Source organism: Pantoea sp. E956-1, assembly GCF_982223955.1.
Genome location: NZ_CEUYZP010000001.1, coordinates 508,596 through 521,845 on the forward strand (window position 1 = coordinate 508,596; position 13,250 = coordinate 521,845).

Sequence of the window (13,250 nt, forward strand, 5' to 3'; positions counted from 1 at the left end):
GAGAGAGTAGAACGGATTGATATAAGGCTCAGAAAAAGGCCAGCGAGCGCTGGCCTTCAGGGATTACTTTTTCGCTTCCTGCCATTTGCCATCTATATAGAAGGCGGACCAGCCGGTTGCCTTGCCCTCTTTTTCTGAGGAGACATACTGCTGTTTGGTCTTGCGGCTAAACCGCACCAGCGTTTTGTTGCCTTCCGGATCGGCTGCTGGCGCGTCGGCCAGATATTTCAGCTTCTCAGGCAGACGCTCTTTGAAGCGCTGCAGCTCTTCCACCAGCGGCGCACGCGTCTCGCGTGATTTCGGGAAGGTGTTGGCCGCGAGGAAAACACCCGCCGCGCCGTCACGCAACACGAAGTAAGCATCCGACTTCTCACATGCCAGCTCTGGCAGCGGAACCGGATCTTCTTTCGGCGGTGCGACTTCTCCACTACGCAGAATCTTACGGGTGTTTTTGCACTCTTCATTGGTACACGCCATGTACTTACCAAAGCGTCCCATCTTCAGGTGCATCTCCGAACCACACTTCTCGCACTCCACCACCGGGCCGTCATAGCCTTTGATGCGGAATTCGCCCTTCTCAATCTCGTAACCATCACACTCCGGGTTATTACCGCAGACATGCAGTTTACGTTCGTTATCGATCAGGTAGCTGTCCATGGCCGTGCCACACTTCTGGCAGCGACGACGGGCACGCAGGGCGTTGGTTTCAGCATCATCCCCTTCCAGAATATTGAGAACTTCATTTTCCGGGATCAGGTTGATGGTCTGTTTGCAGCGCTCTTTAGGCGGCAGCGCATAGCCGGAGCAGCCCAGGAAAACGCCGGTGCTGGCCGTTCGAATCCCCATCGGACGGCTACAGGTCGGACAGTCAATCGAGGTCAGCACCATCTGGTTCGGCTGCATCCCGCCCTCTTCAGGATCTTTCTCAGCCAGTTCGAGCTGCTGGGTAAAATCGGTGAAGAAGTGGTCGAGTACCGCTTTCCATTGCGCCTGGTTATTGGCAACCTGGTCAAGGTTACTTTCCATGCGGGCGGTGAAATCATAATTCATCAGTTCGCGGAAGTTCTCTTCCAGACGATCGGTGACGATTTCACCCATTTTTTCCGCATAAAAACGGCGGTTTTCAACCCGTACGTAGCCACGATCCTGAATCGTCGAGGTAATGGCGGCGTAGGTAGATGGACGACCAATTCCGCGCTTCTCCAGCTCACGCACCAGTGACGCTTCGCTGAAGCGCGCCGGTGGCTTGGTGAAGTGCTGACCAGGCAGCAGTTGCTGCAGGTCCAGAACATCACCCACACTGACCGCAGGCAGCGTACGATCTTCATCATTCTTACGCAGCGCAGGCATCACTTTGGTCCAGCCGTCGAAACGCAGAATACGGCCTTTCGCTTTGAGCCGGAAATCACCGGCGGCGGCGGTAATAGTGCTGGAGTCATATTTTGCTGGTGTCATCTGACAGGCAACAAACTGACGCCAGATCAGCTGATAGAGTTTCTGCGCATCCGCTTCCATATCTTTCAGCTTTTCCGCCACCACTTCCACATCAGAAGGACGAATCGCTTCGTGCGCTTCCTGGGAGTTCTCTTTGCTGGCGTAAGTTATGGCGTTTTCAGGCAGATATCTTTTACCGAAATTGCTTTCGATATAGCCACGCGCCATGGCGACCGCATCCTGACTCAGGTTGGTAGAATCGGTACGCATATAGGTAATGTGGCCCGCTTCGTACAGCCGCTGGGCCATCATCATGGTCTTCTTGACGCCAAAGCCGAGACGGGTGCTGGCAGCCTGCTGCAGGGTCGAGGTGATATAAGGCGCTCCCGGCTTGCTGCTGGTCGGCTTATCTTCACGATCCACGATCTCATAGCGCGCTTTTTCCAGCAGCGCGACGGCAGCATACGTCTCGTCGCGGTTGACCGGACGGAAGGCCTTATCGCCTTTGTGCGTCACGTCCATCGACAGCTCATCGCCTTTCGGCGTGGTCAGCGCGGCATTAACTTCCCAGTACTCTTCGGGAACAAAGGCTTTAATCTCACGTTCACGTTCCACCACCAGGCGAACGGCAACGGATTGCACACGTCCGGCAGAAAGACCACGGGCGATCTTTTTCCACAGCAGTGGCGAAACCATGTAGCCCACCACGCGGTCCATAAAGCGACGCGCCTGCTGAGCATTCACCCGATCAATATTCAGTTCGCCCGGCTTTTCAAACGCCTGACGAATCGCATTCTTGGTTATTTCGTTAAACACGACGCGGCTGAAGCGCGAGTCATCGCCACCAATCACTTCCCGCAGGTGCCAGGCAATGGCTTCCCCTTCGCGGTCAAGGTCGGTTGCGAGATAGATGTGGTCAGCATTGGCGGCTAACGCCTTCAGTTCGGCAACGACTTTCTCTTTGCCAGGCAGAATCTGATAATCCGCTTCCCAGCCGTGATACGGGTCTACACCCATGCGGCTGACAAGTGCGGCCTTCTCATCTTTTTTAACTTTTTTGACTTTCTTGTCAGTCGAAGCGTCTTTGGCTTTCTTATCTGTCGAGGCGTCAGCACTCTTCTTTGCGGTTGAACCACTGGTCGGCAGATCCCGGATGTGACCAACGCTGGATTTAACCACGTAGTCACTGCCCAGGTATTTATTGATTGTTTTAGCCTTTGCCGGGGACTCAACAATAACGAGTGCTTTACCCATATTTACCTTTATCTAATGAAAACATCCTGCTTAACGGGAGAGGATTGGATGCCCGAAAACCCATTGGGTTCAATATTGCTGCGCCTGTTTAACATTTCAAGGCGGAGGGGTCAATCTCAGATCAGATGATGTGGCGTTATGCAACTGCATGATAAAGAGTGCTTTTTCCATCTGAACTCATCGCACATCCCGGTGCAAAATCCCTGAAATCGGAATCGCCCACACTCTACCTGATAAAATCTGTTACGCAACTTAATTAGCACTCAGCCCGGACTTACGCCAGGTTTTCATCGATTACACCGATTTGTCACACTGCATGGCTCGCCAGTAATATAGAAAGGATGAGAGTGCTGTCAAACAGGAGTGAATAAATGCAGAGATCGACTCAGGCTATTTCCCGCCAGGTGTTGCTGGAAAAGGCCAATTCGCTAATCAAAGAACATGATGATTATTTAGCGGGAATGCAGGCGGATGAGGTGATTCAGCAGGGGGATGTGCTGGTCTTTCGCGGACCGTTTTTTCTCGACGCCGATGGCTTGCCGACCGCAAAAACCACGGCGGTGTTTAACGTGTTTAAACACCTTGCCGTGGTGCTGTCGCCGCTCTACCACCTGGAATGAAAAAACCCGGCGCAGGCCGGGTTTCGCATCATCAGAGCAGTGGCTTTTCGCCGCGCTGCCAGAGTTTCAGCAGCAATCGCTCTGCCACCGAGCCGGCGCTCTGCGTAAAGCGATCCATCATTTTACGGCGGCGGGCATAATGCACGCCGAGCACGCTGAACTGATCCATCTGACGGATGATCAGGTCATCGCTGGTGCCGATTTCGTCAATCAGGCCGAGATCCAGCGCCTGACGGCCATACCAGTGTTCGCCGGTTGCCACCCGGTCAATATCGAGCGTCGGGCGCATCTGGTGGACAAACTGCTTGAACAGCAGGTGCGTTTCGTCGAGATCTTCCTGAAATTTCTCACGTCCTTCTTCGGTATTCTCACCAAACAGCGTCAGTGTGCGCTTGTACTGTCCGGCGGTATGGAGTTCTATATCAATATCATTACGCTTCAACAGGCGGTTGAAATTGGGGATCTGCGCAACCACGCCGATGGAGCCAATGATCGAAAACGGTGCCGCCACAATGCGATCGGCCACACAGGCCATCATGTAACCGCCGCTGGCGGCCACTTTATCCACGGCCGCAGTAATGCGCAGCCCCTGGTCGCGCAGACGCTGCAACTGCGAGGCCGCCAGACCATAGCCATGGACCACGCCGCCAGGGCTTTCAAGACGTAGCAGCACTTCATCACCAGGCTGCTTTACGGCCAGCACGGCTGAAATCTCTTCACGCAGTGAGGTCACCTCACTGGCGTCCATGCTGCCTTTGAAATCGAGGACATAGAGCGTGGGTTTCGCACTGTCTGTCTGCCCCTGCTTCGCCGCCTGCTTTTCCGCTTTGGCTTTCAGTTTTTCACTTTTTTTATGATTTTTCAGCCAGACTTTTTGTGCCTGAGGTTTCATTTTCGCCAGCTGCAAATCCTCTTTCATCTGTTGATAGTCATCATCCAGATGGGTCAGACGAAGCTGACCGCTTTGTGCCCGTTTCCGTAACGCGGCATTCATCACAATCATGACAATCACAGCGACGGCAACCACCAGTGTCACCACTTTCGCTAAAAACAGTCCATACGTTGAAATAAAATCCATAGGTCGCCTTAGTAAACAGAGAATCAAAAACAGTTGGTCAGTTTAGCCGTTTTACCCTGCTTCGTCGCCTGAAATGCCAGCAGCTGGCACAGAATGCGCAGGTTGGCGATTGCACCCATTCGTAAATTCAGGCATAAAGCGGAATCATGCTGTTTTCGCTGGAGGACCCCACCGTGCACTATCAACCGAAAAGTGACCTGCTCCATCATCGTATTATCCTGGTCACTGGCGCTTCAGATGGCATCGGCCGGGAAGCTGCGCTGACTTATGCCCGTTATGGCGCAGAAGTGATCCTGATGGGCCGTAATCCAGAGAAGCTTCAGCAGGTCGAGCAGGCAATCAATCAACTTAATCAAAACCCTGCTCACATTCTGGTGTTCGATCTGGCCGACGCGGCACCGGAACGTTGCCAGCAGATAGCAGAACAACTGGCACAGCAGTTCCCGCGCCTTGATGGCGTGCTGCATAACGCCGGTATCCTCGGGGAGATTGTGCCGCTGGCTGAACTCGACCCACAGGTCTGGCAGCAGGTAATGAACATCAACCTGGACGCCACCTTCTTCCTGACGCAGGCGCTGTTGCCGTTGCTGTTAAAATCGGATGCCGGTTCACTGGTGTTTACCACCTCCAGCGTGGGCCGCACCGGACGCGCGGGCTGGGGCGCTTACGCCGTTTCTAAATTTGCTACTGAAGGCATGATGCAGGTACTGGCTGATGAGTATAAGAACCAGTCGCTGCGGGTGAACTGTATTAATCCGGGCGGGACGCGAACCAAAATGCGTGCCAGCGCGTTTCCGCAGGAAGATGCCAATAAGCTGAAAACGCCTGCCGATCTGATGCCGCTCTACCTTTATCTGATGGGTGATGACAGCCGTCGCAAAACCGGGATCAGCTTTGATGCCCAGCCAGGCAGAAAACCGGGAGCCGCTGAGTAATGGCTGACGATCGTCATCAACAGCGTCAGCAGCGGTTAAAAGAACAGGTTGATGCGCGTATTGCTGCAGCCACGGAGGTTCGTGGCATCCTGATGGTCTTTACCGGCAATGGCAAAGGCAAAACCACTGCGGCCTTTGGCACGGCACTCCGCGCCACCGGTCATGGCAAACGCGCGGCGGCTATCCAGTTTATTAAAGGCGACTGGCCAAATGGCGAGCGAAACCTGCTGGAACAGCACGGTGTTGAGTTTCAGGTGATGGCAACCGGCTTTACCTGGGATACCCAGAACCGCGAAACGGATACCGCCGCCTGTCTGGCGGTGTGGCAGCATGCAAAACGGATGCTGGCCGATGAGCAGCTGGATCTGGTGGTGCTCGACGAAATCACCTATATGGTCAGCATGGATTATCTGCCACTGGAAGAGCTGATAGCGGCCCTGCAACAGAGACCGGCGCATCAGAGCGTCATCATTACCGGACGTGGCTGTCATCGCAGCCTGACTGAGATGGCGGATACGGTGACTGAGATGCGGCCGGTTAAGCACGCTTTTGATGCCGGGATACAGGCTCAGCAGGGAATTGACTGGTAACAGAAAAAGAAAACGCAGCCCTGGGGCTGCGTTTTTAGCGATCGGGCAACGTGATTAACCGGAGTTACGTTTGCTGCCCGGATTGCGGCGTGGTGAACGTGGGGTGCTGCTCACTTTACTGTGACGTTTCACGGCACGACGAATCTGGTTCGCTTTGGTGCGACGACGATCTTTCTCGACCACCAGTTTGGTGACCGTTTCATCATCCATTTCCACCAGGTTACGCAGGTAGTTAACCGCAGGAAGATCCAGTTCGGTCCAGCCACCGCGTGGCAGGCCTTTTGGTAAGGTGATATCGCCGTAGCGAACACGCATCAGACGACTGACCTGCACGCCGACCGCTTCCCACAAACGACGCACTTCACGGTTACGTCCTTCGGTCAGGGTCACGTTGTACCATTGGTTAATGCCTTCTCCACCGCCAAATTTCAGGGTTTTAAAGGCAGCCGGGCCATCTTCCAGCTGAACGCCCTTGCTCAGCTGACGAATCTTATCATCGTCGACCTGACCAAACACGCGCACCGCATATTCACGTTCCACTTCACGGCTGGGATGCATCAGGCGGTTCGCCAGTTCACCGTCAGTGGTAAAGAGCATCAGACCGCAGGTGTTCACATCCAGACGGCCCACGGCAATCCAGCGTGAACCGCGCAGACGCGGCAGACGGTCAAATACCGTTGGGCGCCCTTCAGGATCGCTGCGGGTACAGAGTTCACCTTCTGGTTTATAGTAAGCCAGCACGCGGCAAACTTCGGTTGCTGATTCAGCAATCGAGACCAGATGGCCATCAATACGGATTTTCAGGGATTTGCTGCTTTCGACGCGGTCGCCAAGGGTGGCGATTTTACCGTCGACGCTGACACGGCCAGCGGCAATCATTGATTCGATTTCACGACGCGAGCCATGACCAGCACGCGCTAAAACTTTCTGTAACTTTTCGCTCATTGAGCTTCCTCTTTGTCGCCTTCCCAGGCGTCACGGTAGGGTGATAATTCTTTCTGAATCAACAGGTTATCCTATTAATTTGGGCCCATTATACAGGCATTTAATCCTGAAGTAACGCGCTTTATGAATGGGTTAATAGCCAATAAAGAAGAGTTGGCCTCAAATAGTCTTAACTCTATTAATCCATAATACGCTTCTGAATAACGCGCGATCATCTGACAAGACCTTTGATTAATAAAATGCATCTATTGAAAACTTTATAGCAGATGACAATTAAATTTTCTTACCACTCCAGGCGGATCAAAATCATGTTCTGGTAATGAAAACCATAACACTATCTTACACTTCCACAGATTCACCCTTGCTTTTAATCTTCTTTAAAAAACATTAAAGTCAGCATAAATGACTGCCAGGTTGATTTTATCCATCACAAAAGGTCGGTAAATATAAAAAAGTCAGATTATTCTTAAGGAGGATTTATTTAAAACCTTATTTTCCATAACATTTGATTCTTATTAGCTTTAATAAATTGTACGACACTATTAAGCTGATATAATTTATTCCTGTAGCACAATAAAAAGCAGGACTCACAATAGAGGGGTCTTGCGAAACTGAAGTCTGGCTTTTGTTATTCGTTTAAAAAATAGTTTTTTTACATTAATCCAATAAACCGGCGCATCCGGAGTTGTTGCGTTAATACGGTTCAGTGATGAACCTTGCTTGCATGTCAAAAATCTTCACCAGGGATTTCCCGACATGCCTGAATAAAGAAATCCATCATGAGAAACCTGTTGCTGTGTCCGGTGCTTGCTGCACTGGTGCTGAGCGGGTGTTCCGTGGGCCATACTGAGTACAGTCGTACGGCGATGCAGCACGTAGATATGAGCGTGACTGGCATTCCGACGATCCTCGGTCTCGGCACACTGGGTACCAGCATTCCTCTGACGCCTGAATATAGCCTGACGGCTGCGCACGTTGCCAAAACCGCCGTGCAGCGCGTTAAGTCTTATCACCCTTATTGCGACCTTGCGATTATTTATCACAAGAATGACGCCAGCACGCTGACTAAGTTCCGCAGTAGCGACATCGGCGATCCGGTTAAAATGTATGGCTACAGTTTTATTTCAGCGATGCCGGTTGAATCGACCGGGGTTAATTTAGCCCGCACGGCAATTCGGAATAACTGGAATAAAAGTCCCTGTATAGCCATGGCCTCCAATGCAGGCGTTGTTCAGGGAATGTCGGGCGGCGGCGTTTATAACCGTGATGATACGCTGGGCGGCGTGATTGTTGGCTATTCTGACTCAATTAAAAATGGGCGTAATAACAAAGTGATCCTGAAAGATGTCTCACTTTATATTCCTTACGGCCAGTTCAAAAGCTGGTTAGAGTCGAATCTGGCCCAGACACCGACACGCGGTGCCTGAGCCTGAGGGCTTACAGGAACGGGCGGGTATCGCCCACCCCTTCACGCACAATTTCCGGCGCATCGGTGGTCAGATCAACCACCGTGGTCGGCTGCTGGCCCAGCGTGCCGCCGTCGATAATCAGATCGACCAGCTTGCCGATGCTGTGCTGGATCTCTTCCGGATCGGACTCGGTGAAATCGTTGCCCGGCAGGATTAATGAGGTCGACATCATCGGCTGATTCAGTGCTTCCAGCAGCGCCAGCGCCACGGGATTAGAGGGCACGCGCAGACCAATGGTCTTACGTTTTTCATTCATCAGGCGGCGCGGCACCTCTTTGGTCGCCTTGAGAATAAAGGTGTAGTTGCCTGGCGTATTGTTTTTCAGCAGGCGAAACGCTGAGTTGCCCACCTGCGAATAGACCGACAGCTCAGAGAGATCGCGGCACATCAGGGTGAAGTTGTGATGTCCGTCGAGCTGACGGATACGACAGATACGCTCCATCGCGCCCTTCTCCTCCAGCCGACAGCCCAGCGCATAGCCGGAATCGGTTGGATAAACAATGACGCTGCCTTTGTTCAGGTAGTCGACCGCCTGATTAATCAGGCGAGGCTGCGGGTTATCCGGATGAATATGAAACAATTGACTCATAGAAACCTCGTGTCACCTTTCCGTGATTGCCAGGCCGGGAGCCAGATCCGGGAAGCGTTCCCAGACCGGCTCAACCGCCGCGGGCAGCCAGAGTTTGCGGCCCAATTCAATCCACGGACAGGGTTGATGAAAATCAGAACCTTGTGATGCGGCCAGTTCATTATCTCTGGCGTATTGCGCCAGCGTCGTGCGCTCATTGGGTGGCTGCTGGCACTGCGCGACTTCCATCGCATCGCCACCCGCTTCGCGGAAATGGGCGACCAGCCGTTTGAGCCACTTTGCCGATAAACCGTAACGGCCAGGATGCGCCAGCACGGCGCAGCCACCAGAATGATGAATCGCATCAATAGCTTGTTTAATTGTACACCATTGTGGCGGCACGTAACCGGTTTTGCCACGCGCCAGATAATTTTTGAACACCTGCACCATATTCTCTGCTTTACCCTGCTCAATCAGGAAGCGGGCAAAGTGACCGCGGGTAATGATGCCGCCATCAGCCAGTCGCATTGCTCCCGCCAGCGCATCCGGGATTCGTGCCTTCGCCAGTCGCTCACCAATCTCTTCTGCACGTGCTTGCCGACAGGCATGTTGTCCGGCCAGAAACGACACCATCGCCGGATGGCGGATATCAATGTTCAGCCCCACGATGTGAATCTCATGATTTTCCCACAAGGTGGAGATTTCTGCGCCGGCCAGCACTTTTATCGGTAAATCGTGATCGATTGCCGTTTGCTGCGCTTCATCTACCCCTGCAACGCTGTCGTGATCGGTGATCGCCAGTACGCCGACGCGCATCTCAACCGCTCTCTGCACCAGGGCTGCTGGCGTCAGTAAGCCATCGGAGGCACGCGTGTGGCTGTGTAAATCATAAACCGGGAAACGGGCGATATCGCTCAAGAGAACTCCTGCAAAAACTAAACCGGCCAGCATGATAACGATTTTCACGGTCAGTGAAAAAGTGTATTGACATTTCCGCCCCGAACCCGTTAACTAGTACACAAGTTCACACGTAACGGGTATTCAATCATGGCTGTTGTAATCACGCATTTAAACGGTTGGCGCGATGTTCCCGAAAACGGGCGACAGGGTCGTGCACACTTTGCGTAAACGCTGTGCTAATACCTGAGCCCGCCACCGAGCGGGCTTTTTTTTGAGCGAAATTCAGAGAAATCATCATGCCAAATGCGAAACCTACAGTGAAGTTGATTACCGGCACCGCACCCTACCGCGAAGATCCGGCCGCAGTGTTTCACCAGCTGTGCGGCGCACGTCCGGCAACCCTGCTGCTTGAATCCGCTGACATCGACAGCAAGCGCAATCTAAAAAGCCTGCTGATTGTCGACAGCGCGCTACGCGTCAGCGCAATGGGCAATACTGTCACCGTTCAGGCGTTGTCAGAAAATGGCCGGGCCCTGCTGCCGCTGCTGGATGAGGCCCTGCCTGCGTCGGTCAGAAATCAGGTACGTCCCGATGGACGTGAGCTGACGTTCCCGCAGAGTACCGAACATCAGCAGGATGAAGATTCCCGCCTCAAGGCACTGTCGGTGTTTGATGCACTGCGCCTGATTCCACAACTGGTCAACTCCCCGGCCGATGAGCGCGAAGCCGTGCTACTGGGTGGCCTGTTTGCTTATGATCTGGTTGCCGGTTTTGAAACCCTGCCGGAACTGGATAATCAGCAACGCTGCCCCGACTACTGTTTTTATCTGGCAGAGACCTTACTGGTGATCGATCACCAGACCCGCAATGCGCGTCTGCAGGCCAGCCTGTTCTGCCCGTCCACCAGCGAGTTCCAGCGCCTGCAGCGCCGCATTGAGCAGTTGCACGGCCAGATGCTGCAGCCGGCTCCGGCTCTGCCGGTCCAGCCGGTTGAACAGATGACGCTGACCACCAGCCAGAGTGATGAAGAGTATTGCGACGTGGTACGTACCCTGCAACAGGCGGTTCGCATCGGCGAAATTTTCCAGGTTGTGCCGTCACGTCGCTTCTCGCTGCCGTGTCCGTCGCCGCTGGCTGCTTATGAAACGCTAAAAAACAGCAATCCCAGCCCCTACATGTTTTTCATGCAGGATCAGGATTTCTCGCTGTTTGGCGCGTCGCCGGAGAGTTCGCTGAAGTATGACGCCACCTCCCGTCAGATTGAGATCTATCCGATTGCCGGTACCCGCCCGCGTGGCCGCCATGCCGATGGCTCACTGGACCGCGATCTCGACAGCCGCATTGAGCTGGAGATGCGTACCGACCATAAAGAGCTGGCTGAACATCTGATGCTGGTGGATCTGGCGCGTAACGATCTGGCGCGTATCTGTGTGCCCGGCAGCCGTTATGTAGCTGACCTGACCAAAGTCGACCGCTACTCATTTGTGATGCATCTGGTTTCCCGCGTGGTGGGCACGCTGCGCGCCGACCTTGATGTTCTGCACGCGTATCGTGCCTGTATGAACATGGGCACGCTGAGCGGTGCGCCAAAAGTACGCGCCATGCAGTTGATTGCCGGGGCTGAACGCACCCGTCGCGGTAGCTACGGCGGCGCAGTCGGTTACTTCACCGCTCAGGGCGATCTCGATACCTGTATCGTTATTCGTTCGGCCTATGTCGAAGATGGCGTCGCCACCGTTCAGGCGGGCGCAGGTGTGGTGCTGGATTCTAATCCGCAGGCTGAAGCTGATGAAAGCCGTAACAAAGCGCGCGCCGTACTGCGCGCTATCGCGACTGCCCATCACTGCAAGGAGATCTTCTGATGGCCGATATTCTGCTGCTCGATAACATCGACTCTTTTACCTATAACCTGGTTGATCAGCTGCGGACCTTTGGTCACAACGTGGTGATCTATCGCAACAACCTGCCTGCCGAACTGTTAATTGAACAGCTGCAGCGGATGGAGAACCCGGTGCTGATGCTCTCTCCTGGTCCCGGCGCGCCAAAAGATGCTGGCTGTATGCCGGAGCTGCTGCGGGTGCTGCGTGGTCGTCTGCCAATTATCGGCATCTGTCTGGGTCACCAGGCGATTGTCGAAGCTTATGGCGGCCATGTGGGCCAGGCAGGCGAGATCCTGCATGGCAAAGCCTCTTCAATCGACCATGACGGCGAGGCGATGTTTGCCGGTCTGAGCAATCCGCTGCCGGTGGCGCGCTACCACTCGCTGGTGGGCAGCAACACGCCGGATGAGCTGACGGTGAACGCCAGTTACAACGGGATGGTGATGGCCGTTCGCCATGAAACCGATCGCGTATGCGGATTTCAGTTCCATCCTGAATCGATTTTGACTTCTCAGGGCGCGCGCCTGCTTGAGCAGACGCTGGCCTGGGCGCTGGCGAAGTAACAGGGAGAATAACGATGCAACAGACACTGGAAAAACTTTACCAGGCGCAGACGCTGAATCAGGCTGAGAGTCATCAGCTCTTCAGCGCCATCATTACCGGACAGCTGGAGCCAACGCAACTCGCCGCCGCGCTGATCGCCATGAAAGTGCGCGGTGAAACGCCGGAAGAGATCGCCGGAGCCGCCACCGCGCTGCTGGAAGATGCCAAACCTTTTCCCCGCCCTGATTATGCGTTTGCCGACATTGTGGGCACCGGCGGCGATGGCAGTAACAGCATCAATATCTCGACGGCCAGCGCCTTTGTCGCCGCGACCTGCGGTCTGAAAGTGGCGAAGCACGGCAACCGCAGCGTCTCCAGCAAATCGGGTTCATCCGATCTGCTGGCCGCCTTTGGCATCAATCTTGATATGCCCGCTGACCGGGCGCGTCAGGCACTGGACGATCTGAATGTCTGCTTCCTGTTTGCGCCGCAGTATCACACCGGATTTCGCCACGCGATGCCGGTCCGCCAGCAGCTTAAGACCCGGACGCTGTTTAACGTGCTGGGCCCGCTGATCAATCCGGCACGCCCGCCACTGGCGGTGATTGGCGTTTACAGCCCGGAACTGGTAATGCCGATTGCCCAGACGCTGAAAGTGCTGGGTTATCAGCGCGCGGCGGTGGTGCACGGTGGCGGAATGGATGAAGTGGCGCTGCACGATGTAACCCATGTGGCCGAACTGCGTGAAGGTGAAATTACCCGCTATCAGCTCTCGCCAGAGGACTTTGGTTTTGGCTTCCATCCCAAAGAGGCGCTGGCGGGCGGCACGCCGGAAGAAAATCGTGACATTCTGACCTCTTTACTCCAGGGTAATGGCCAGCAGGCCCATGAGGAGGCCGTCGCCGTCAACGTGGCGATGTTGCTTAAGGTATTCGGTCAGGAAGATCTGCGTGAAAACGCACAGCAGGCGCTTAACGCCATCCGCAGCGGACAGGCTTATGAGCGTGTTGTCGCACTGGCAGCAAGAGGATAAT

At 54.3% G+C, this 13,250-nt stretch carries 10 protein-coding genes, 1 pseudogene and 1 other annotated feature; of the genes and pseudogenes, 6 read left to right on the forward strand and 5 right to left on the reverse strand.

The genetic code is table 11. The features are described from left to right. Nucleotides 1-63: 63 nt before the first annotated feature. Nucleotides 64-2,688 (reverse strand): type I DNA topoisomerase, encoded by a 2,625-nt coding sequence (gene topA / locus AC0T7J_RS02455; protein WP_473791932.1) that lies wholly within the window; start codon nucleotides 2,686-2,688, stop codon nucleotides 64-66. Nucleotides 2,689-3,059: 371 nt separating this feature from the next. Between topA and AC0T7J_RS02460 the strand changes: the two genes are divergently transcribed. Further along, a complete protein-coding gene (locus tag AC0T7J_RS02460) occupies nucleotides 3,060-3,308 on the forward strand; it encodes a YciN family protein (protein WP_473791934.1) in 249 nt (82 codons plus the stop codon). A gap of 31 nt (nucleotides 3,309-3,339) precedes the next feature. On the opposite strand, the gene sohB is transcribed toward AC0T7J_RS02460, so the two are convergent. After that, nucleotides 3,340-4,386, reverse strand: a complete 1,047-nt coding sequence (gene sohB, locus AC0T7J_RS02465; protein WP_473791936.1) for a protease SohB — start codon at nucleotides 4,384-4,386, stop codon at nucleotides 3,340-3,342. Between the two features lie 173 nt (nucleotides 4,387-4,559). Between sohB and AC0T7J_RS02470 the strand changes: the two genes are divergently transcribed. Next, on the forward strand, nucleotides 4,560-5,321 hold the full coding sequence (locus tag AC0T7J_RS02470) for a YciK family oxidoreductase (RefSeq protein WP_473791938.1): 762 nt from the start codon (nucleotides 4,560-4,562) through the stop codon (nucleotides 5,319-5,321). Beyond that, nucleotides 5,321-5,911: a cob(I)yrinic acid a,c-diamide adenosyltransferase gene (gene cobO / locus AC0T7J_RS02475; RefSeq protein WP_163843686.1), complete on the forward strand. Its 591-nt coding sequence runs from the start codon at nucleotides 5,321-5,323 to the stop codon at nucleotides 5,909-5,911. Before AC0T7J_RS02470 ends, cobO begins: the two co-directional genes overlap by 1 nt. Nucleotides 5,912-5,965: 54 nt before the next feature. On the opposite strand, the gene rluB is transcribed toward cobO, so the two are convergent. Further along, a complete protein-coding gene (gene rluB, locus AC0T7J_RS02480; RefSeq protein ID WP_473791940.1) occupies nucleotides 5,966-6,856 on the reverse strand; it encodes a 23S rRNA pseudouridine(2605) synthase RluB in 891 nt (296 codons plus the stop codon). A gap of 779 nt (nucleotides 6,857-7,635) precedes the next feature. Between rluB and AC0T7J_RS02485 the strand changes: the two genes are divergently transcribed. Beyond that, nucleotides 7,636-8,283 carry a serine protease gene (locus AC0T7J_RS02485; RefSeq protein ID WP_473791941.1) on the forward strand — a complete coding sequence of 216 codons (648 nt, stop codon included), beginning with the start codon at nucleotides 7,636-7,638 and terminating at the stop codon, nucleotides 8,281-8,283. 10 nt (nucleotides 8,284-8,293) lie between these two features. Here the strand turns inward: AC0T7J_RS02485 and AC0T7J_RS02490 are convergent, their stop codons facing one another. Both AC0T7J_RS02490 and rnm read right to left on the reverse strand, forming a co-directional pair. Continuing rightward, on the reverse strand, nucleotides 8,294-8,914 hold the full coding sequence (locus tag AC0T7J_RS02490) for an L-threonylcarbamoyladenylate synthase (protein WP_003853883.1): 621 nt from the start codon (nucleotides 8,912-8,914) through the stop codon (nucleotides 8,294-8,296). A 12-nt stretch (nucleotides 8,915-8,926) separates the two neighbouring features. Next, entirely contained in the window at nucleotides 8,927-9,811 is an 885-nt protein-coding gene (rnm, locus tag AC0T7J_RS02495; RefSeq protein ID WP_473791943.1) for an RNase RNM, read from the reverse strand. 153 nt (nucleotides 9,812-9,964) lie between these two features. Then, nucleotides 9,965-10,066: a sequence feature (Trp leader region), on the forward strand. A 23-nt stretch (nucleotides 10,067-10,089) separates the two neighbouring features. Here rnm and AC0T7J_RS02500 point away from each other — a divergent pair. Both AC0T7J_RS02500 and trpD read left to right on the forward strand, forming a co-directional pair. Continuing rightward, nucleotides 10,090-11,655 (forward strand): anthranilate synthase component 1, encoded by a 1,566-nt coding sequence (locus AC0T7J_RS02500; RefSeq protein WP_473791945.1) that lies wholly within the window; start codon nucleotides 10,090-10,092, stop codon nucleotides 11,653-11,655. Beyond that, nucleotides 11,655-13,249, forward strand: a pseudogene (gene trpD, locus AC0T7J_RS02505) (bifunctional anthranilate synthase glutamate amidotransferase component TrpG/anthranilate phosphoribosyltransferase TrpD). Before AC0T7J_RS02500 ends, trpD begins: the two are co-directional and overlap by 1 nt. The last annotated feature ends 1 nt before the right edge of the window (nucleotide 13,250 follow it).